At 58.0% G+C, this 18,750-nt stretch carries 20 protein-coding genes; 14 read left to right on the forward strand and 6 right to left on the reverse strand.

Going from position 1 to position 18,750, the window contains the following annotated elements; all coding sequences use genetic code 11:
• Positions 1-55: 55 nt before the first annotated feature.
• A complete protein-coding gene (gene betA / locus SHIM_RS07575; RefSeq protein WP_054002045.1) occupies positions 56-1,711 on the forward strand; it encodes a choline dehydrogenase in 1,656 nt (551 codons plus the stop codon).
• Here the strand turns inward: betA and SHIM_RS07580 are convergent.
• Entirely contained in the window at positions 1,708-2,493 is a 786-nt protein-coding gene (locus tag SHIM_RS07580; protein WP_054002046.1) for a hypothetical protein, read from the reverse strand. The genes betA and SHIM_RS07580 overlap by 4 nt on opposite strands.
• Positions 2,494-2,676: 183 nt before the next feature.
• Here SHIM_RS07580 and SHIM_RS07585 point away from each other — a divergent pair, with 183 nt between their 5' ends.
• Entirely contained in the window at positions 2,677-2,916 is a 240-nt protein-coding gene (locus SHIM_RS07585; RefSeq protein ID WP_054002047.1) for a YdcH family protein, read from the forward strand.
• On the opposite strand, the gene SHIM_RS07590 is transcribed toward SHIM_RS07585, so the two are convergent.
• The 3 genes from SHIM_RS07590 to SHIM_RS07600 form a co-directional block, all read right to left on the reverse strand.
• Positions 2,898-3,734 (reverse strand): alpha/beta hydrolase, encoded by an 837-nt coding sequence (locus SHIM_RS07590; RefSeq protein WP_054002048.1) that lies wholly within the window; start codon positions 3,732-3,734, stop codon positions 2,898-2,900. The two genes, SHIM_RS07585 and SHIM_RS07590, sit on opposite strands and share 19 nt — an antisense overlap.
• Positions 3,734-5,134, reverse strand: a complete 1,401-nt coding sequence (locus SHIM_RS07595) for a helix-turn-helix domain-containing protein (RefSeq protein WP_054002049.1) — start codon at positions 5,132-5,134, stop codon at positions 3,734-3,736. The genes SHIM_RS07590 and SHIM_RS07595 overlap by 1 nt, the downstream gene beginning before the upstream one ends.
• 218 nt (positions 5,135-5,352) lie before the next feature.
• Complete coding sequence (locus tag SHIM_RS07600) at positions 5,353-6,576, reverse strand: multidrug effflux MFS transporter (RefSeq protein ID WP_054002050.1); 1,224 nt, start codon at positions 6,574-6,576, stop codon at positions 5,353-5,355.
• Between the two features lie 177 nt (positions 6,577-6,753).
• Here SHIM_RS07600 and SHIM_RS07605 point away from each other — a divergent pair, with 177 nt between their 5' ends.
• The 10 genes from SHIM_RS07605 (at position 6,754) to SHIM_RS07645 (ending at position 14,349) form a co-directional block, all read left to right on the forward strand.
• Positions 6,754-8,286, forward strand: a complete 1,533-nt coding sequence (locus tag SHIM_RS07605; protein ID WP_054002051.1) for an acyl-CoA carboxylase subunit beta — start codon at positions 6,754-6,756, stop codon at positions 8,284-8,286.
• A gap of 72 nt (positions 8,287-8,358) precedes the next feature.
• Positions 8,359-8,760: a cupin domain-containing protein gene (locus SHIM_RS07610; protein WP_054002052.1), complete on the forward strand. Its 402-nt coding sequence runs from the start codon at positions 8,359-8,361 to the stop codon at positions 8,758-8,760.
• Positions 8,757-9,110, forward strand: a complete 354-nt coding sequence (locus tag SHIM_RS07615) for a hypothetical protein (RefSeq protein ID WP_241488813.1) — start codon at positions 8,757-8,759, stop codon at positions 9,108-9,110. Before SHIM_RS07610 ends, SHIM_RS07615 begins: the two co-directional genes overlap by 4 nt.
• A complete protein-coding gene (locus SHIM_RS07620; RefSeq protein WP_054002053.1) occupies positions 9,107-9,517 on the forward strand; it encodes a DUF6497 family protein in 411 nt (136 codons plus the stop codon). The genes SHIM_RS07615 and SHIM_RS07620 overlap by 4 nt, the downstream gene beginning before the upstream one ends.
• Before the next feature lie 202 nt (positions 9,518-9,719).
• On the forward strand, positions 9,720-9,866 hold the full coding sequence (locus SHIM_RS20375; protein WP_193749884.1) for a hypothetical protein: 147 nt from the start codon (positions 9,720-9,722) through the stop codon (positions 9,864-9,866).
• A gap of 117 nt (positions 9,867-9,983) precedes the next feature.
• Positions 9,984-10,349, forward strand: coding sequence for a hypothetical protein (locus SHIM_RS07625; protein ID WP_054002054.1), 366 nt, complete (start codon positions 9,984-9,986; stop codon positions 10,347-10,349).
• A 286-nt stretch (positions 10,350-10,635) separates the two neighbouring features.
• Positions 10,636-10,839: a hypothetical protein gene (locus tag SHIM_RS07630; protein ID WP_054002055.1), complete on the forward strand. Its 204-nt coding sequence runs from the start codon at positions 10,636-10,638 to the stop codon at positions 10,837-10,839.
• Between the two features lie 155 nt (positions 10,840-10,994).
• The gene (locus SHIM_RS07635) at positions 10,995-13,022 is read left to right on the forward strand and encodes an acetyl-CoA carboxylase biotin carboxylase subunit (RefSeq protein WP_054002169.1); all 2,028 of its coding nucleotides are present in this window, start codon (positions 10,995-10,997) and stop codon (positions 13,020-13,022) included.
• Positions 13,022-13,423 carry a hypothetical protein gene (locus SHIM_RS07640; protein WP_054002056.1) on the forward strand — a complete coding sequence of 134 codons (402 nt, stop codon included), beginning with the start codon at positions 13,022-13,024 and terminating at the stop codon, positions 13,421-13,423. The genes SHIM_RS07635 and SHIM_RS07640 overlap by 1 nt, the downstream gene beginning before the upstream one ends.
• Positions 13,420-14,349, forward strand: coding sequence for an aldo/keto reductase (locus SHIM_RS07645; RefSeq protein WP_082358322.1), 930 nt, complete (start codon positions 13,420-13,422; stop codon positions 14,347-14,349). The genes SHIM_RS07640 and SHIM_RS07645 overlap by 4 nt, the downstream gene beginning before the upstream one ends.
• A 31-nt stretch (positions 14,350-14,380) precedes the next feature.
• Here SHIM_RS07645 and SHIM_RS07650 read toward each other — a convergent pair whose 3' ends face one another.
• Entirely contained in the window at positions 14,381-14,827 is a 447-nt protein-coding gene (locus tag SHIM_RS07650) for a DUF4174 domain-containing protein (protein WP_054002171.1), read from the reverse strand.
• 93 nt (positions 14,828-14,920) lie between these two features.
• On the opposite strand from SHIM_RS07650, the gene SHIM_RS07655 reads away from it, so the two are divergent.
• Both SHIM_RS07655 and scpA read left to right on the forward strand, forming a co-directional pair.
• Positions 14,921-15,910, forward strand: a complete 990-nt coding sequence (locus tag SHIM_RS07655; protein WP_054002057.1) for a hypothetical protein — start codon at positions 14,921-14,923, stop codon at positions 15,908-15,910.
• A gap of 28 nt (positions 15,911-15,938) precedes the next feature.
• Positions 15,939-18,065 (forward strand): methylmalonyl-CoA mutase, encoded by a 2,127-nt coding sequence (gene scpA / locus SHIM_RS07660; RefSeq protein ID WP_054002058.1) that lies wholly within the window; start codon positions 15,939-15,941, stop codon positions 18,063-18,065.
• 81 nt (positions 18,066-18,146) lie between these two features.
• Here the strand turns inward: scpA and SHIM_RS07665 are convergent, their stop codons facing one another.
• Positions 18,147-18,740, reverse strand: a complete 594-nt coding sequence (locus SHIM_RS07665; protein ID WP_054002059.1) for a phage tail protein — start codon at positions 18,738-18,740, stop codon at positions 18,147-18,149.
• Positions 18,741-18,750 lie beyond the last annotated feature (10 nt).

The raw sequence follows: 18,750 nt of genomic DNA on the forward strand, positions 1-18,750 counted from the left end.
CACCCATCCCGACCGCCAAAAGGTCTGGATTACAAAAGCTTAGAGGATGCGTCTAATGCAGGCGGATTATGTGATTGTCGGTGCAGGCAGCGCCGGATGTGCGATGGCCTATCGGCTGAGTGAAGCTGGGAAATCGGTTCTTGTGATCGAGCACGGCGGCACGGATGCTGGGCCACTTATTCAGATGCCTGCGGCGCTGAGTTATCCGATGAACATGTCGATGTATGACTGGGGCTTTAAGAGCGCGTCGGAGCCGTATCTGGGCGGGCGTCAGCTGGTCTGTCCGCGCGGCAAAGTGATTGGCGGCTCAAGCTCGATCAACGGCATGGTTTATGTGCGCGGGCACGCGGGCGATTACGAACATTGGGCCGAAAGCGGTGCGACCGGATGGGGCTATGCCGATGTGCTGCCGTATTTCAAGCGCATGGAGCATTGGCACGAAAGCGGGCAGGGCGGTGATCCGGAATGGCGCGGCACCGATGGCCCGCTGCACGTGAGCCGCGGCCCGCGCGACAACCCACTGCATTCTGCATTTGTCGATGCGGCGCAGCAAGCTGGTTATCCGGCCACAGACGATTACAACGGGCAGCAGCAAGAGGGCTTTGGCCCGATGGACATGACCGTTCACGGCGGCCAGCGGTGGTCGGCGGCAAATGCGTATCTGAAACCGGCGCTCAAGCGCGACAACTGCGATCTGATCAAGGGATTGGCACGCCGAGTGGTCATCGAGAATGGCCGCGCAGTTGGCGTCGAGATCGAACGTGGCGGGCGGGTGCAGGTGGTGCGCGCCAACGCCGAGGTGATCCTTGCGGCAAGTTCGATAAACTCGCCGAAGCTGTTGATGTTGTCGGGCATCGGGCCCGCCGCGCATCTGGCGCAACACGAGATCAACGTCATCGCAGATCGCGCCGGCGTCGGGCAAAACTTGCAAGATCACCTTGAGGTTTACATGCAGGTGGCGTGTAAGCAGCCGATCACTTTGTATAAGCATTTCAATCTGTTGGGCAAGGCGATGGTGGGGGCGCAATGGCTGTTCACCAAAACGGGTCTGGGCGCGTCAAATCAGTTTGAAAGCGCCGGGTTCATCCGGTCGCGCGCGGGCGTGCAATATCCCGATATCCAGTATCACTTCTTGCCGATTGCTGTGCGTTATGACGGGCAGGCGGCAGCTGAAGGCCACGGGTTTCAGGCGCATGTTGGCCCGATGCGCTCGCCGTCGCGCGGGGCGGTAACGTTGACCTCGGCGAACCCGAAAGCGCCACCGCATATTCTGTTCAACTATATGTCGACAGAGCAGGATTGGGTTGATTTCCGCGCGGCGCTTCGGCTGACGCGGGAAATCTTTGCACAGGATGCGATGAAGCCGTTTGTGAAGCACGAAATCCAACCCGGCGAGGTCCTGCAAAGCGACGATGAGTTGGACGGGTTTATCCGCCAGCATGCGGAAAGCGCTTATCATCCCTGTGGCACGTGCAAGATGGGGGCGGTGGATGACCCGAGCGCCGTTGTCGACCCGGAGTGTCGCGTGATTGGCGTGGATGGGTTGCGGGTTGCGGATAGTTCGATCTTTCCGCGTATTACCAACGGCAACCTTAACGGGCCGTCGATCATGACCGGCGAAAAAGCGTCTGACCATATTCTGGGCCGTAGCCTTGCGGCGTCAAATGCCGAACCTTGGTTCCATCCGGAGTGGCAAACGGCACAGCGTTAACCGTCACGCCGTGACGTGGAGCGGAAAAGATCAGGCAAGCCGTCAATTTTGACGAAGTGATCCACGGTGAAGCTGGGAGTTTGGGCCGATCCGGTCTGGTTCCAGATTGGACGCATGATATAGACGTCAAAGGCAACTTCGGTGTCGGTGCCCTGAATTGCGTTGAGCCCTTTGCCCTGCACCCGCACGTTCACGTCCGCACCTTTGATGATCACGGAAAAGCCGGCGTTGACCTCGGATTCGCCGTCGACCAAAAGCCTGATGCCATCGCCATAAGTCACCTTGCGCACAAGCACATAGAATTGTTCCGGGTCGTTGACGGCAGTGCGGAAGCCCCATTCATCCAGAAGTCCGCCACCGTCGCGGATGTCGTCGCCCAAATAGCGGGTGACCCGGGTGATGGTGTTGTCAAACACAACGGAGTTTGGGTAGGAAATTTCAAACGCGGAGCGTGCGGACATCATCGCATCCGCCTTGGCTTTGATGGCGGCATTCTGGCCACCCACGCCAAATGACGCGCCACTGGTGTAGTCCGCAACTTGAACGGTCTTATCGCGCGGATTTGGCGGCGCCTCAAATCCTGGCACGTCTGACAGATGCACCATGCGGCTCTCGCCTTTGTCCCACAGGAAAAAACTTCCGGCTTTGAAGTCGCCGGAGTTGATGTAGCCATAGTTGGTTTTCGCGTAATCAAGATTGACAGGAACAACGTCACCATCGCGCAGGCATGCGGTGAGAAAGGTGACGGCGAAAAGGGCCGTTGCCGGTTTGAAAATGCGCATATTGCTCCCCGATAGATGTGTGGGTCCAAGGACTTGGTTAAAAATGCTTTGGACGGAAAGGTACACGATGCAGCAGTGACCTGTCACGTAAATGGTTTTGTTTCGGGGATTTGATCGGAGTCAAAGTGTCTGCACCAATTTCCGCCTAGGCTCTGATTGAGTTACACAAAGGAGCGCATTGATATGTCGAACACCCCCCACGAGTTGGCTGCCGAATTCCCAGAGTTCATTGAGAAAATGAGCGCTTTGAAAGTGTCGGACAAGCATTTTGCCAAGCTGGCGAATGACTATCACGACCTCAATCGGAAGGTGCATGCTGCGGAAACGAACGTGCAACCGCGTGAGGAGTTGGCAGAAATGGATCTGCGCAAACGGCGCGGTGCGCTGAAAGACGAGATCTACGCCTATCTGAAGGCGAATTGATCGATGAAGGCATAGAGTTTCGGCAGAGTGTCAGAGCGCCATAGGTCGGTATGACCGGCGCCTTTGACGGCAAGGAACTCTTTGGATTTGGAACGGGCGGCAGCGTGAATCTGTCGCCCCATTTCTATGGGGATCAGTGTGTCGTCAGTGCCGTGCATGATGAACAGGGGCACGGTCACGGATTTGGCAGCGGATAGACTGTCCCATCTATTTAGCAGGTTTTTCGCTAGTTCCCCGGTGCCGGGGTAGTGGTGTTCGGCCATGTTCGGGATGGATGTGAAGGGGGCTTCGAGAATGAGGGCTGTGGGTCGGCGGGGAACCATGAGGTGGGCGTCTGCCAAAACAAGAGCAGGGGCTGTTCCGAGGCTTTCTCCATAGAGAATGAACGAAGTTGGGCCGCTTTCAGGGTCGAGGAGGCCAACATGAGATCGCCAAACGGACCGAGCCGTTTCGATGATCTTGCTCTCTGAGGGGGTGCCCGTGCTACCGCTGCTGCCCGGATAGGCCAGCGCGATGAGGCCGTAGCCACGCTCGGTGAAGCGGCGGAACCGGCCTGCTCGGGCGGCGAGATTGCCCGCGTTTCCATGCAGATAGAAGATCACCGGCTTGCCCTTGCGTGGTGGCGCGGTCCAGACAACGAGGGTTTCGCCATCAAAGTCGAAAGCCTGTTCGGTGACGCCGGAGAGGCCAGCGTCGGCGGGAGTGACTTGGGTCTTGTCAAACGGGTAGATCAGCAGGCGCCCGGCTGGACCTGCCAGCGTCACGGCGGCGAAGGCGAGGCCAATGGTGAGCGCGAGTAGACGGAAAGCGAGACGCATCAGCCGACCTCATAGGGCAACACGCCGCGGGCGTTTTCGTTGATGGTCAGGCGGCGTTCAAGTGGTGGCACGGAGCGCTGGTGGCAATCGGCACGTTCACAGATGCGGCAGGAGATGCCAATGGGTTCAAAGGCTTGCGGGTTCTCCAACTCCATATGATCGGCATAGACCAGCGCGTCGGCGTGGCGAATTTCACAGCCCAAGGCGATGGCGTAGCGCCGCACCGGCGCGCCGAAATGGCCGCCGGATTTTGAGACATCGCGGGCCATTGAAATATAGCGCACACCGTCCGGCGTTTCGGCCAGTTGGCGCAGGAAATGGCCTGGCGTTTCAAAGGCGCGGTGCACGTTCCAGAGCGGGCAGGCGCCGCCAAAACGGGCGAATTGCAGGCGGGTGGCGGAGTGGCGCTTGGTGATGGTGCCGGCCTGATCCACACGCACAAAGAAGAAAGGAATGCCTTTGTTTCCGGGGCGTTGCATGGTCGAGAGGCGATGCGCGACCTGTTCGATGGAAGCGCCAAACCGGTTTGCCAGAAGTTCGAGGTCGTGGCGGGTGTCATGCGCGGTCGCCAGAAATTCGCCGTAGGGCATGAGCGCGGCGCCAGCGAAGTAATTGGCGAGGCCAATCTTGGCAATCGAGCGTGCGGCATCGGTGTGGAAACGGGCGAAATCGAGGGTGGCTTCTAGCAGTTTGTCGCTTTGCAGCAGGGCCACTTGCAGAAGCAGCTGGAAGGTCTGGGTTTCCGGTTGGGCGTAGCGGGAAATCTGCAGGGTCTGCCCCTTGGCGTCAAAGTCGCGCAGCGCGTCGATGTCGGTAAAGGCGACGGTGATACCGCGGGCCTGAAGGGCCGCAATGGCCGCCGCGCGGATGCCGCCAGCCTGGATCGACGATTTGGCAAAGTGTTCAGCCGCGCGATCAACGGCGTCTATGTAGTTGTCACAATAGTGGAAAAAGTCGCGGACTTCGTCCCAAGGATTGGCCTGAGCCTGAACGTCGGAGCGGCCCAAAGCCTCGTCTAATGACGCCAGCCGTTCGTGGGTTTGGCGATAGGCGCGGTGCAATTCCAGAAAGGCGCGCGCCAAAGCTGGCGCATTTGATGCAGTGAGGCGCAAGTCAGCCAATGGGGCGGAGACATCGGCCAAAACTGGATCGGCAAGGGCTTCGCGCATATCGCTGACCAGACGTTCGCTGTCACCGGCGGAAAGCTCGGTCACGTCGAGGCCGAATTCCTGAGCCAGAGAGAGCACAACCGTGGTCGAAACCGGACGGTTGTTGTTTTCCATCTGGTTCAAATAGGGCAGCGAGACACCGAGCTTTTGGGCGAAGTCTTTTTGCGTCAGATCAAGCCGCGTGCGAATTTCTCGCAGCTTTGCACCGGCGTAAAGCTTTTGTGTGGGCATGTGAGTCTCCCGATTGCATATCTGCAAACATAACTTTGCAAAGTGGTGCGCGCCAGTGTTTCAGATGATCTGCGGTGAAACGTCGGTAAGGGTATGAATTCCATAGAGATTCAAAAGCGGCCTGCCACTTTCAAGGCGTCAATTTTGCGGAAATGGCGGTTTGTGTAGCAAAACCCTTTGTAAATAAATGTATTGCGGGAGGTGCTTCGGCGAAGGATTTAGGACTCTCTGAAGCCGAGCTGTTTTTCGCGCCGGATCACCAGCAGGATTGCGGTCAATCCGGCAACGCTGGTGGCACACATCAACCAGAGCAGCGGGAAGGCGCCGGTTTCCGTGCTGAGCAGAGCACCTGCCAATGCAGAGAGTGCGGCGCCGCCGCCGAGCATGATGGCGCCCGCGAGGCCGGACGCCGTGCCCGCCAGATGCGGGCGCACCGACAAGGCGCCGGCGGTTGCGTTCGGGATTGCGAGACCGTTGCCGATACCCACAAAGGTCATGAAGCCGAAGAAAACCAATGCGGATCCATAACCGGCAGCAAAGATCGACAGAGACAGGGCGACGCCGAGGCCGGCAATGGTGCATCCAGCAAGAACCATACGATTTACGCCAAAGCGTGCGGAGTATCGGCCCGAGAAGAAGTTGCCGAAGAAATACCCCAAAGCCGGGGCACCAAAATAGAGGCCCATTTGCCCGGGCGACATGCCAAACAGTTGCGTCGCCACAAAAGGAGCGCCGCCGAGATACGCAAAGAAGGCGCCGGAGGTGAATCCGTTGGCGAGCGAATAGCCCCAAAAGCGCGGGCTGAGCAGGAGTTCGGGGAATTCCTTGAACTGCTGGGCGAGGCTAAGCCCAGAGGATGATTTTGTTTCCCCCAGATCGCGCCACGTCAGCCAGAAGATCGCAAGGCCTGCGAAAAACAGCATCCAGAAACTGGCCTGCCAGCCAAAAAACTGATCCAGCACACCGCCGAGCGCGGGCCCCAGCATCGGCACAACCGTCATGCCCATAGTGACATAGCCAATCATGCCTGCGGCTTGATCGGCGGGCACCATATCGCGCACCACCGCGCGGCTGAGCACCATCGCCACCACCACGGCGGCCTGCATCATACGGAACGCGAGAAAGACCGCCACATTGGGCGCATAGATGCAGCCAATCGTTGCAACAAGAAAGACCAGCAACCCCCAAAGGATGACAGGACGGCGGCCAAATTTGTCCGAAATCGGCCCCACGACAATTTGCAGCACGGCATTGACCGCAAGGTAGACCGCGATCGACAGCTGCATCACGCCATAGTTGGTGTCAAAATAGGCTGTCATCGATGGCAGGCTGGGCAGGAAGATATTCATGCAAAGCGCCGAAACACCTGCCAGCAAGATCAGTGTGGCGATGTTTGGCGGACTTTGGCGGTCTAAAAAGCGGGCGGGTGAATGATCGTTCATAATCTCAGAATTAGGCCTGTCGGGTGGGAATGTCCATGGTGTGGTTAAACTGTGAAATATTTGCTAATTTGCAATTTACTGCACTGACCGTCGGTGTGGTTTGCAAATTTGCCGGAAAATCCTTTTGCAGCGCAGCATCGCAGACTATGGTCGGCCCCAAATTACAGGGGTCCTGCTATGAAAGATATCCTCCAACAATTGGAAGAGCGCCGCGAAACAGCCCGTTTGGGGGGTGGTCAGCGCCGCATCGACAGCCAGCATGCCAAGGGCAAGCTGACCGCGCGTGAGCGGATTGAGCTTTTGCTCGATGAGGGCAGCTTTGAAGAGTTTGACATGTTCAAAACCCATCGCTGTACCGAATTTGGTATGGAAAATCAAAAGCCTGCGGGTGACGGTGTGATCACCGGCTGGGGCACAATCAATGGCCGGATGGTCTATGTGTTCTCACAGGATTTCACTGTATTTGGGGGCTCGCTGAGTGAAACACACGCTCAGAAGATCTGTAAAATTCAGGATATGGCCATGCAGAATGGTGCGCCCATTATCGGTCTGAATGACTCGGGTGGTGCGCGGATTCAGGAAGGCGTGGATTCGCTGGCTGGGTATGCCGAAGTGTTCCAACGCAACATCATGGCCTCGGGCGTGGTGCCGCAGATCAGCGTGATCATGGGGCCATGTGCAGGTGGCGCAGTGTATAGTCCGGCGATGACCGACTTTATCTTTATGGTCAAAGACACGTCATATATGTTTGTAACTGGCCCCGACGTGGTGAAAACCGTGACCAACGAGGTTGTCACGGCAGAAGAACTGGGCGGCGCGTCCACCCACACCAAAAAGTCGTCCGTGGCGGATGGCGCGTTTGAAAACGATGTCGAAGCATTGGCCGAAGTGCGCCGTTTGGTGGACTTCTTGCCGCTCAACAATCGCGAAAAACCACCTGTACGTCCGTTCTTTGATGAACCGGGCCGGATCGAAAAAAGCCTTGATACGCTGGTGCCGGAAAACGCCAACACGCCGTATGACATGAAAGAGCTGATCGCGAAGATTGCGGACGAAGGCGATTTCTACGAAATTCAGGAAGACTACGCCAAGAACATTCTGACAGGATTTATCCGTCTGGAAGGTCAGACCGTGGGCGTGGTGGCGAACCAGCCGATGGTGCTGGCCGGTTGTCTGGACATTGACAGTTCACGCAAGGCGGCGCGGTTTGTGCGCTTCTGTGACTGTTTTGAAATTCCAATCCTGACGCTGGTGGATGTGCCGGGGTTCCTGCCGGGGACGAGCCAGGAATACGGTGGCGTGATCAAACACGGTGCGAAGCTGTTGTTTGCTTATGGCGAGGCGACGGTGCCGAAAGTGACTGTGATCACGCGCAAGGCTTATGGTGGCGCGTATGACGTTATGGCGTCCAAGCACCTGCGCGGTGATTTCAACTATGCCTGGCCAACTGCGGAGATCGCGGTGATGGGTGCGAAGGGTGCGACCGAGATTATTCATCGGGCTGACCTGGGCGATGCGGAGAAGATTGCAGTGCATGCGCAGGACTATGAAGACCGTTTTGCGACGCCGTTTGTGGCGGCAGAACGCGGCTTTATCGACGAGGTGATCCAACCGAAGTCGACACGCATGCGGGTGAGCCGCGCGTTCGCGAGCCTACGAAACAAGAAACTCGAGAACCCGTGGAAGAAGCACGATAATATTCCGTTGTGAGTCAAAGGCCCGCCGCGTCAGCGGCGGGCGATACGTCCTAGCGCGGTTTTGGGTCATCAGAGAGGTCTAAGCATGAGCACCGTTTTCAACACCCAAGCGTTTACGATTGCCCACGCGGACGAGGGCAAGTTCGTGGGCAAAGGCCTGCGTGCGTTCTTTGAGTATCGCGATTTGGGAATCGAAGGCGCTTCGGGTGGCAAGTTCGGAGCGCATGTCATTCGCGCGGTGCCGGGCATGGAAAGCCCTGCGGCGTGGCATAGCCATGAGCTCGAATTCCAGATGGTTTATGTGACCAAAGGCTGGGTGGTGTTTGAATACGAAGGCGAGGGCGAGCATGTTTTGCGCGAGGGGTCTTGTGTGTTGCAGCCGCCGGGCATCAAACACCGTGAAGTGCGCCACTCGGATGATATGGAGCTGATCGAGATCATCAGCCCAGCCGAGTTTGTAACCCAAGACGAGGATACGCCGGAGTGAGCAAAGCCCGCTGGCATATCGCGCGCGATGGGGACACCCTGACGCTGAGCCGAATGGCTTCGGCTCGGTTTGATGTGTCGGCCCGTACCGTGTTGCCGGATGGCGGGCGTTTGGCCGTGGCGCATCAAGTGCGGCAGGATATGTGGCGGGCACTGCAGGGGCTGAGGGGCTTTGCGCCCGCGGTTGAGGTGCGCCGCGAGGGCGGTGCATTGCATGTGAGAGCAGGTGGGCAGGTGGCCGGAGCGGTCGCCAAGACCCAAGTAGAAGACACAATTCAGGGCGTTCTGGACTGCCCCAAGCGCCGCGCGCGCTGGGTGCGTCACGCCAATCGCGGGAGGGTGGACACATGATCCGCCGCGCCGCACTTGCAGCATCTGCCGCGCTAGGAGGGACCTTATGGAGCGCGGCCACGGCCGGGGCCTTGGAGGAGACACCGGCCGTGCCTTCCGGTAATGAAATCCGCTTGCAGGAGATCATTTACGAGACCCGTCAAGACAGCAGTCAGGTCGCGCGGTTCCGCTATGTGATGCCCTTGATCCGGCAGGGTCTGGAGTTTCACCAGATCGAGGAAGATTTCTTTCATCTTTGTATCGGCGTGGCGGTGCCATACCTTGCGATTGAGGCCAAAGAGGTGGATCAGGTGATCATCTCGATGGCGGATCGTGAAACCGAGTTTGGCGCCACGTCCTCCCTTGCTACCCAGTTTTTCGAGGCTTTCAGCATCGAAGACGGGGGCTGTATCTGGGAGGGTTTTTGATGACACCACAATATCTTGCGCCCCGACAGGCGGGTCGGCAAAGTTTTGCGGCTTTGCGGTCACAGCACATTAGCATAGGCTGCTATCTGTATCTTTTTGCTGATGAATCCACTATTGTTCGCTTATGTCGCAGTTCTGCGACTTTGAGGCAGGCAGGGTCAAAAGGCCCTGTTAAAACATTAAACAAAACGTGGAGACAGAGATGTCCAAGAGCATCAAAGCATTGCTGGCCGTTGGCCTTGTTGCCGTTGTTGCAGCATGTGCTGACAACTCGCAAGTCGAAGAATTCGTCGTGGTCGACCCTGAGCCGATCTCGGTTGAGCCGGAATATACCGGCAAATACAAGTAACCCCGGTTACACGCGATTTGGGCAGGCCTGTCGGCCTGTCCAGCCTCTGACACAGGTTCAGAGCCTTTCCCAAGTTACCGCGCACATCAGCGCCCCTTTTCAGAAAGGAGGCGCGTAATGATCAAGCATCGCGGCTTCCCCGGACGCCTTCAAGGCACAGATTTTCAATTTGTCATTCGACGCGCCAACCCCAAAGGCGTGACGGCGCTTACGGTGCGCGAGCGATTTCGTGACCGCAGGCCACCGGATCGCCGTGCAGACGCGGGCTTTATGCAAGCGCTGTGGGAACAGTTCGGCGAGGAGCCGTTTGAGCGCGGCAATCTGGATGCTGGCCGGTTGAGCTGGCTGTTTGGCCGTGAGGTGGTTCCGGCAGAGGATCCGTTTGATCCCGCCAGCTATGATGCCTTGTTGCGCATTGATGTGAACGTCGCGCAGGCGTCGTTTCCGGATGCCTTTAATGGCAAAGGCGAGGAATGGGCATGATTTCGCCTATAGGTATTAGGAATGAGCAGGAAGGTGCTCATCTCGCGTCTGTTAAGACACTGTCAATTGTACGCAGCGTTTCCTGTGCCAAAGTATCAAGCATGGAGCTTCAGCCGGGAGCGGCTGGCTCTTGTAACAGTGTATTCCGTTACCCTTCCCCTTTCGGGTGGTTCTGTGGCGTCCCTGCGGAATCACCCGTTTTTTTACGCGGGTATGGCGGTAAGCGGGGATATGCTATTGGGACAGTACCGGCCAAAAGAACCGGGCGAGCAGGAGAACATTGCAAATGCGAATTCATAAACTCATTCTGGCGGGCGCCGCGGCGCTTGGCCTCGCGGCATGTGGCGACACGTTTGGCGAACAGGCCCTCATCGGTGCGGGCGCAGGCACTGCCGCCGCAGCGGTCGTGGGCGGCAACCTTGCGGCCGGTGCCGTTATCGGCGGCGCGGCCAACGCGATCTACTGTCAGGAATTCTCCAACAAGTGCTGAGCGTTTTGGCGCGTCGCACATTGATCTGATGTTTTCGGCTGCAGCGCAGCCGGACCCGAACCCAAAGCCATCGACGTGCATTCGCGCGGCGGTGGCTTTTTTGTTGCCAGAACGCTCCGTAAATGCGGCGCGCCAAGACCAAGAAGGACACTGATATGTTCGACAAAATCCTGATTGCCAACCGGGGCGAGATTGCCTGTCGTGTGATCAAATCCGCCCGCAAGATGGGCATCAAAACGGTGGCGATTTATTCGGACGCCGACAAGCAGGCGCTGCACGTACAGATGGCGGATGAAGCCATCCACATTGGCCCGCCGCCTGCGAACCAGTCTTATATCGTGATCGACAAGGTCATGGACGCGATCCGCAAAAGCGGCGCACAGGCGGTGCATCCGGGCTATGGCTTTCTGTCGGAGAACGCCAAATTTGCAGAGGCTCTGGCCGCCGAGGGCGTTGCGTTTGTTGGCCCGCCTGTAGGTGCGATCGAAAAGATGGGCGATAAGATCACGTCCAAGAAGATCGCGCAGGAGGCCAATGTGTCGACCGTTCCCGGCTATATGGGGCTGATCGAGGATGCGGATGATGCGGTGAAGATCTCCAATGAGGTTGGATATCCGGTGATGATCAAAGCCTCTGCGGGTGGCGGCGGCAAAGGCATGCGGATTGCATGGAACGACGCAGAAGCCCGCGAGGGATTTCAGTCCTCCAAGAACGAGGCTGCCAACAGTTTTGGTGATGACCGGATTTTCATTGAAAAATTTATCACCCAGCCGCGTCACATTGAAATTCAGGTGCTGTGCGATGCGCACGGCAATGGCGTGTATTTGGGCGAGCGGGAATGCTCGATCCAGCGGCGTCAGCAGAAGGTTGTCGAAGAAGCGCCCAGCCCGTTTTTGGATGAGGCGACCCGCAAGGCGATGGGCGAGCAGTCTGTCGCGCTGGCCAAGGCGGTTGGTTATGCCAGCGCTGGCACCGTGGAATTTATTGTCGACGGCGCCAAGAATTTCTACTTCCTAGAGATGAACACGCGCCTGCAGGTGGAACACCCTGTGACCGAGCTGATCACTGGTGTTGATCTTGTGGAACAGATGATCCGCGTCGCCAATGGCGAGCCGCTGAGCATCACGCAGGACGATGTGAAGCTGCAGGGCTGGGCAATTGAAAACCGTCTGTATGCGGAAGATCCCTATCGCAACTTCTTGCCGTCGATTGGCCGATTGACCCGCTATCGCCCGCCAGCCGAAACAAAAGCGTATGCACCGGGCACGCAGCCTGGTGACGCGGGCAATGTTGTCGTGCGCAATGACACCGGCGTCTATGAGGGCGGCGAGATCAGCATGTATTACGACCCGATGATCGCCAAACTTTGCACGTGGGCGCCGACCCGTGATGCGGCAATTGAGGCGATGCGTGTCGCGTTGGACAGTTTTGAGGTTGAGGGCATTGGCCACAACCTGCCGTTCCTGAGCGCGGTAATGGATCACCCGATCTTTATGGCGGGGGACATGACTACGGCCTTTATCGAGGAACAATATCCCGACGGTTTTGACGGTGTTGCATTGCCTGAAGCGCAGCTTAAGCGCGTGGCGGCGGCTGCGGCGGCGATGTACCGCGTGGCTGAAATCCGGCGGACGCGTGTGTCGGGCCGGATGGACAATCACGAGCGTCGTGTTGGCAAGAAATGGGTTGTGAGCCTGCAAGGTCAGGACTTTGCCGTGAAGGTGAAGGCAGACAAAGATGGCTCGACTATCAAGTTTGACGATGGCAGCAAGCTGCGTGTGGCGTCGGATTGGACGCCGGGCGATCAACTGGCTGAGGTGGACGTTGACGGGCCACTGGTGCTGAAGGTGGGCAAAATTCCGGGCGGGTTCCGGTTGCGCACCCGTGGCGCGGATATGACCGTACATGTGCGCACGCCGCGTCAGGCGGAGTTGGCCAAGTTGATGCCTGAGAAAGTCGCGCCGGATACCTCCAAGATGCTGCTTTGCCCCATGCCGGGTCTGATCGTGAAGGTCGACGTGGAAGTGGGCGACGAAGTGCAGGAAGGTCAGGCGCTGTGCACAGTGGAAGCCATGAAGATGGAAAACATCCTTCGGGCGGAAAAAACCACCGTGGTCACCAAGATCAACGCGGCGGCTGGTGACAGTCTGGCGGTGGATGACGTGATCATGGAGTTTGAATAATGCATAAGACCGCCCAGAAATGGCTTGCGCACCTAGGCGCGTCTCTGGGCGGCCTAGCCGTTGCTATGCTTTTGGGGTTTGTGATCTCGCTGATCCCCAAAGGAGGCAGCGGTGACCTCGGTGGTCAATTCTGGATCTTATCTGCGATTGGCCTTTTGGTGCAGGCGGCAGTGCTTGTGGTCGCGCATGGTTTGCTCTTTGACAAACTGAGTGGGCTTGCGCGTCGTGCTGGCTGGTTTTGGGCGCGGTTTGTGTTTGTTGTTATATTTGCTTTTGTGATTGGCCTTGTAGTCTACAGAGGGGCTGCGACCCCACTGGAAGCGTTGGTGCTTGGCTATTTGACGGTGTTTTTTTGCGGAGGAGTTCTGTTGGTCCACCGCAAAAAGAAGGCAGCGCTATGAGTGTACAGTACCAGCCTGATCGTTCTTTGAGTGTGCTGCGCACCGGCACAATCGGCGGCTTTGAGGCCGGGCGGCTGGCCTATGGCTGTTGGCGGTTTGCGGGCTCCAGCGTGGCGGAGGCGACGGCCAAGGTTGAAGCGGCGCTTCAGATCGGCGCCACCATGCTGGATACGGCCGCGATCTACGGTTTCGGGCAGCAAGGATTTGGCGGTGCAGAGGCCGTGTTGGGCGAGGTGTATGCCGCGCACAAAGGGTTGCGGGAACGCACGATTTTGGTAACCAAGGCGGGAATTCATCCCCCTGTGCCTTACGACAGCCGCGCGTCCAATCTGATCGAGAGCTGCGAGGGATCACTCGCGCGGCTTCGCTCTGACACAATCGACGTATTTCTGATCCATCGACCGGATCTTTTGGCCTCGTTTGATGAAGTGGCAGCAGCGTTGGCGCAGTTGCGGCGCGATGGCAAGATCCGTGAAGCGGGCGTCAGCAATTTCAGCCACACCCAACTGCGCGCTCTGCAGGCCAAGCTGGATTTTCCGTTGGTGGCGACACAGCCGGAATTCTCGCCGCTGGCGATTGATCCGCTGGAAGATGGCACGTTGGATGTGGCGCAAGAGTTTGGTTTGGCCACGATGGCCTGGTCGCCATTGGGCGGCGGGCGGTTGACGGCGGCGCATCAGCCGGAAGCGGGCACGCAAGAAGCGCGGGTTCTGTCGGTGCTGGATGCGATTGCGACACGTGAAGGTGTGGACGTGGATCACGTCGCTTTGGCGTGGGTGCTGGCCCATCCGGCCAATGTGTTTGCCTTGATTGGCACGCAAAACGTGGACCGCATTCGGGCGTCGGCGCGCGCGTTCGACGTGAAGCTGAGCCGTCAGGATTGGTATGACGTTTTGGTGGCCGCGCGCGGGGTGTCGATGCCATGAGCCGTGCGCGCCGCCATATCAGATCTGCGGATCAATTGAGGTTGCGGTCGCGCATTTCCTGTTGGCGCATCGGCATTTTGTCGATGGACGCAGAGATTTCGCGCACGTCCCAAGGGAATGGTTTGCGCAGATACGGATTGCCGTCTTTGCCGATCAGAACCAACATAAAGCCACGCGGGCGCAGCTTTGTGCGCCATGCAGAAGGGTTGGCAGGGTCGGTGTCAATCAACACCACAACGTCGCGTTCTGCCAATTCATGCGCCAATGTGTCGATCAGCGCCATCTGTTGCACAAAGCGCGGGTCACGGTCCGTGTCTGCAAAGACCACCAACGGGCGGTTGACCCAGAGAAAAGCTCCGAGATCGGCCTCTGCCGCGGGTTGGATCAGCGCATCTTGGGGCGTTTCCTCGGCGGCCAACACTGGCGCCGAAAAAGCTGCTAGAAAGCTTGTCAGAACAAAGGCTAAGCGGTGTTTCATGGTCACTCCTGTTGGGACCAATATAGGCGTTTTGAACGCCATTGCGACCACCTTTACCATGCGCGGCGGCAAATTGCCCCCGATTAACCTCAAATGCACTGGTGCGACAGCATGATGGACGGGATGAATATCCGGCCGTTTGCCTTGCCAGAAGGGGGCAACTCGGCCTTTGCAGGGGTGCATAAAGGCATGGACGTGATTTTGCATGTGGGCGCGCATCTGACAGGTGTGTCCTCGTTGACTTATTATCTGGAACGCAACCGGCGCAAGCTGCGCGACCATGGTTTGGCGCTGTGGACGGTGTCAGACACCCGCAAGGGGTTGTTTGACGGGCTGACGTTACGCTCTGGCCTGCATGGGGTGGAGCGCCGGCGTACGCGCGGGGCCGGGCGGGTGCGGCTGCGCTGTGCGGCGCTGGAGAAGGCCCGGGTTAAGGATCTCTTGGTTTGTGATCCCAGCATTTTGGGTGGCATATCCGACAATGTAGCCTCCGAACGGCTTTATCCGGCAGCCGGCGAGCGCGGCGCGCGGATGGCGCACGCGTTTGAGGGGCGGGTCAAGCGGGTGTTTGTCAACATTCGTGCCCTTGAGGATTACTGGGCAGCGGCACTGGCACATGCGGTGACAAACGGATTTCCCTTGCCGTTGCAATCTGAGCTGGATCGTCTGGTGACGCAGCCACGCAGTTGGCGACGGGTGGTCACCGACTTGGCGGCGGCATTGCCAAATGCGGAAATTTTGGTCGCGCCGTTTGAGCGGGTCGGCGACCGGCCGGATGATGTCGTGGAATTCGCGGTGGCGGGGCGGTTTGGCGCGCCTGCCAACCTGCGCGTTGGTATGGGGCCGCAGATCCCGCATCTGAACGCGCTGCGCGAAGTGCTGGTGGATCGGTATGAGGACGAAGAGGATCTGCCGGATGGCAACGGCCGCTGGCAGCCGTTCAATGCGGTGCAGATTGAGACATTGAGAGAGATTTATGCAGCTGACCTGATGTGGCTGCGGTCAGGCGCAGACGGTCTGGCGTATTTGATTGAGGAGAAGGACCCAGTTTTGGCGGGCAAACGCCCGTTGGTAGGGACCTGACCAAAGGACAAGAAAGAGGGACAAAGCGATGAGCGACACCAAGAAGTGGGAAGAGCTGGCGGAAAAAGAGCTGCGCGGGCGAGCGTTGGACGATCTGACGTGGAAAACGCTAGAAGGCATTGACGTCAAACCGCTTTACACCGAGGCGGACACGCAGGGGTTGGATCATATGGGGTCGCTTCCGGGGTTTGGTCCGTTCACGCGGGGGCCGAAAGCCACAATGTATGCAGGACGTCCGTGGACGATCCGGCAGTACGCCGGGTTTTCGACCGCTGAAGAATCCAACGCGTTTTACCGCCGTAACCTTGCAGCTGGTCAGCAGGGGGTGTCGGTGGCTTTCGATCTGGCGACGCACCGTGGCTATGACAGCGACCACGAGCGGGTTGTGGGCGATGTTGGCAAAGCTGGCGTGGCAATTGATTCCGTTGAGGACATGAAGATCCTGTTTGATGGCATTCCGCTTGATAAAGTGTCGGTGTCGATGACCATGAACGGCGCTGTGGTGCCGATTTTGGCCAGTTTCATCGTCGCTGGTGAAGAGCAGGGGCATGACAAGGCGCTGCTTGCGGGCACCATTCAGAATGACATTCTGAAAGAGTTCATGGTGCGCAACACCTATATCTATCCACCCGAGCCATCGATGCGGATTATCTCGGATATCATCGAATACACGTCAAACGAGATGCCGAAGTTCAACTCTATTTCGATTTCCGGCTATCACATGCAGGAAGCGGGCGCGAACCTTGTGCAGGAGCTGGCTTATACGCTTGCGGATGGACGCGAATATGTGCGTGCGGCGATGAACGCCGGCATGGACGTGGATAAATTTGCAGGTCGTCTGTCGTTCTTCTTTGCGATTGGCATGAACTTCTTCATGGAAGCCGCCAAGCTACGCGCGGCGCGGTTCTTGTGGCACAAAGTGATGACCGAGTTTGATGCCAAGAACGAACGTTCCAAAATGCTGCGCACCCACTGTCAAACTTCGGGCGTCAGCTTGCAGGAGCAGGACCCCTATAACAATGTGATCCGCACCGCCTATGAGGCGATGTCGGCTGTGTTGGGCGGTACGCAAAGCTTGCACACCAACGCCTTGGACGAAGCAATTGCCCTGCCGACCGATTTCTCGGCGCGGATTGCACGCAACACGCAATTGGTGTTGCAGGAAGAGACCGGCGTGACCAATGTCATCGACCCGCTTGCGGGGTCTTACTATGTCGAGGCGCTGACCGATGACTTGATCCAGAAGGCCTGGGCGCTGATGGAAGAGGTCGAGGAAATGGGCGGCATGACAAAGGCTGTGGCCAGTGGCATGCCAAAGCTGCGCATTGAAGAGAGTGCCGCCACGCGACAGGCGATGATCGACAAAGGTGATGAGGTCATTGTGGGTGTGAACAAATACCGCAAAGACGGCGAAGACCCGATCGACATTCTTGACGTCGACAACGTGGCAGTGCGCGAAAACCAAGTGGCGCGCTTGGATAAAATCCGCGCGGAACGTGACAGCGCGGCATGTGAGGCGGCGTTGGCCAGTTTGACCCGCGTGTCAAAAGAGGGTGGCAATCTTTTGGCCGCCGCAGTGGAAGCGGCGCGGGCGCGGGCCTCGGTAGGAGAAATCAGCATGGCGATGGAGAAAGAGTTCGGGCGTCACCGCGCGGAAGTGAAAACTTTGGCCGGTGTTTATGGTGCGGCCTATGAGGGTGATGAAGGCTTTGCTGCGATCCAGAAATCCATCGAAGTTTTTGCTGAGGAAGAAGGCCGCCGGCCGCGCTTGCTTGTTGTGAAGATGGGTCAGGACGGTCATGACCGCGGCGCCAAAGTGATTGCGACAGCCTTTGCCGACATCGGCTTTGACGTTGATGTTGGTCCGCTGTTTCAGACGCCGGATGAGGCGGCGCAGGATGCGGTCGACAACGATGTGCATGTGGTCGGGATTTCGTCACAGGCAGCAGGTCACAAGACCTTGGCGCCACAATTGATTGAAGCGTTGAAAGCAAAAGATGCGGGAGAAATTCTGGTGATCTGCGGCGGGGTTATTCCGCAGCAGGACTATGAGTTCCTGAAGAAGGCAGGCGTGAAGGCGATCTTTGGTCCTGGCACCAACATTCCGGAAGCGGCGCAGGATATCTTGAAGTTGATCCGCGAGGCGCGAGGCTGATCCAGCCATCGTGCATCAGATGACACACATTGGGCGCCGCATGATTTTTGCGGCGCCCTTTTTGGTGTTTCACGCTGAGTATTAGTTGCGTGGTGGGTACAGGCCTTCGGTGGCGACGCAGTACCGCATAGACAGGAATGGTCCGCGATGTGCCTTGGGCTGCCCGTTACCGGTGGATGCGATCATGCTTGGGTTCATAGTCTTGTTGGCCACGCCATCAGAATAGATGTTGAGATTGGTGCCATCCTGATAGGTGGATGTGGCCAAAAGATCCGTGCCAGGGCCGTGGCGATCAGCGGCGGCGTTGGTGGCATTTACAAGGTGGCTGTGTGGCGGCAGTTCATTTTGGGTAAGTGTGAAGCTTTCTGCTCCACCAACTTGGGAAAAACTGTAACCGGATAGTCCGGGCCCTGTGCCATAGTGAATTGGAGCGCGGCCACGCAGGTCAGGCAAAGCAAATGTTGTACGGCCATCACCCCCAAAGCTGGTGCCAATCACGGAAAACAACGCCGTGTTCTGGCTGATGGGCAGAAGTTGACCGTTGGCCTCGGTCCAGCCGCGTGGGCAATACGTGCCGGCAGTGAGATGCAAGGTGCCCAAATAGACCTCCTGCGCGCTGGCTTGAGTGGTAGGGGCGGTCCAGAACGTGGCGGCTGTTGTCAATGTCAGAGCCAAAGATGCGATG

The organism is Shimia sp. SK013 (assembly GCF_001292625.1).
Taxonomy (GTDB): domain Bacteria; phylum Pseudomonadota; class Alphaproteobacteria; order Rhodobacterales; family Rhodobacteraceae; genus Shimia.

Coding starts and splice junctions, on each gene's coding strand:
- SHIM_RS07640 (WP_054002056.1), top strand. CDS start 13,022: ATGCATAAGACCGCCCAGAAATGGCTTGCGCACCTAGGCGCGTCTCTG.
- scpA (WP_054002058.1), top strand. CDS start 15,939: ATGAGCGACACCAAGAAGTGGGAAGAGCTGGCGGAAAAAGAGCTGCGC.
- betA (WP_054002045.1), top strand. CDS start 56: ATGCAGGCGGATTATGTGATTGTCGGTGCAGGCAGCGCCGGATGTGCG.
- SHIM_RS07580 (WP_054002046.1), bottom strand. CDS start 2,493: ATGCGCATTTTCAAACCGGCAACGGCCCTTTTCGCCGTCACCTTTCTC.
- SHIM_RS20375 (WP_193749884.1), top strand. CDS start 9,720: ATGTCCAAGAGCATCAAAGCATTGCTGGCCGTTGGCCTTGTTGCCGTT.
- SHIM_RS07625 (WP_054002054.1), top strand. CDS start 9,984: ATGATCAAGCATCGCGGCTTCCCCGGACGCCTTCAAGGCACAGATTTT.
- SHIM_RS07620 (WP_054002053.1), top strand. CDS start 9,107: ATGATCCGCCGCGCCGCACTTGCAGCATCTGCCGCGCTAGGAGGGACC.
- SHIM_RS07655 (WP_054002057.1), top strand. CDS start 14,921: ATGCACTGGTGCGACAGCATGATGGACGGGATGAATATCCGGCCGTTT.
- SHIM_RS07590 (WP_054002048.1), bottom strand. CDS start 3,734: ATGCGTCTCGCTTTCCGTCTACTCGCGCTCACCATTGGCCTCGCCTTC.
- SHIM_RS07585 (WP_054002047.1), top strand. CDS start 2,677: ATGTCGAACACCCCCCACGAGTTGGCTGCCGAATTCCCAGAGTTCATT.
- SHIM_RS07610 (WP_054002052.1), top strand. CDS start 8,359: ATGAGCACCGTTTTCAACACCCAAGCGTTTACGATTGCCCACGCGGAC.
- SHIM_RS07635 (WP_054002169.1), top strand. CDS start 10,995: ATGTTCGACAAAATCCTGATTGCCAACCGGGGCGAGATTGCCTGTCGT.
- SHIM_RS07605 (WP_054002051.1), top strand. CDS start 6,754: ATGAAAGATATCCTCCAACAATTGGAAGAGCGCCGCGAAACAGCCCGT.
- SHIM_RS07645 (WP_082358322.1), top strand. CDS start 13,420: ATGAGTGTACAGTACCAGCCTGATCGTTCTTTGAGTGTGCTGCGCACC.
- SHIM_RS07650 (WP_054002171.1), bottom strand. CDS start 14,827: ATGAAACACCGCTTAGCCTTTGTTCTGACAAGCTTTCTAGCAGCTTTT.
- SHIM_RS07595 (WP_054002049.1), bottom strand. CDS start 5,134: ATGCCCACACAAAAGCTTTACGCCGGTGCAAAGCTGCGAGAAATTCGC.
- SHIM_RS07600 (WP_054002050.1), bottom strand. CDS start 6,576: ATGAACGATCATTCACCCGCCCGCTTTTTAGACCGCCAAAGTCCGCCA.
- SHIM_RS07630 (WP_054002055.1), top strand. CDS start 10,636: ATGCGAATTCATAAACTCATTCTGGCGGGCGCCGCGGCGCTTGGCCTC.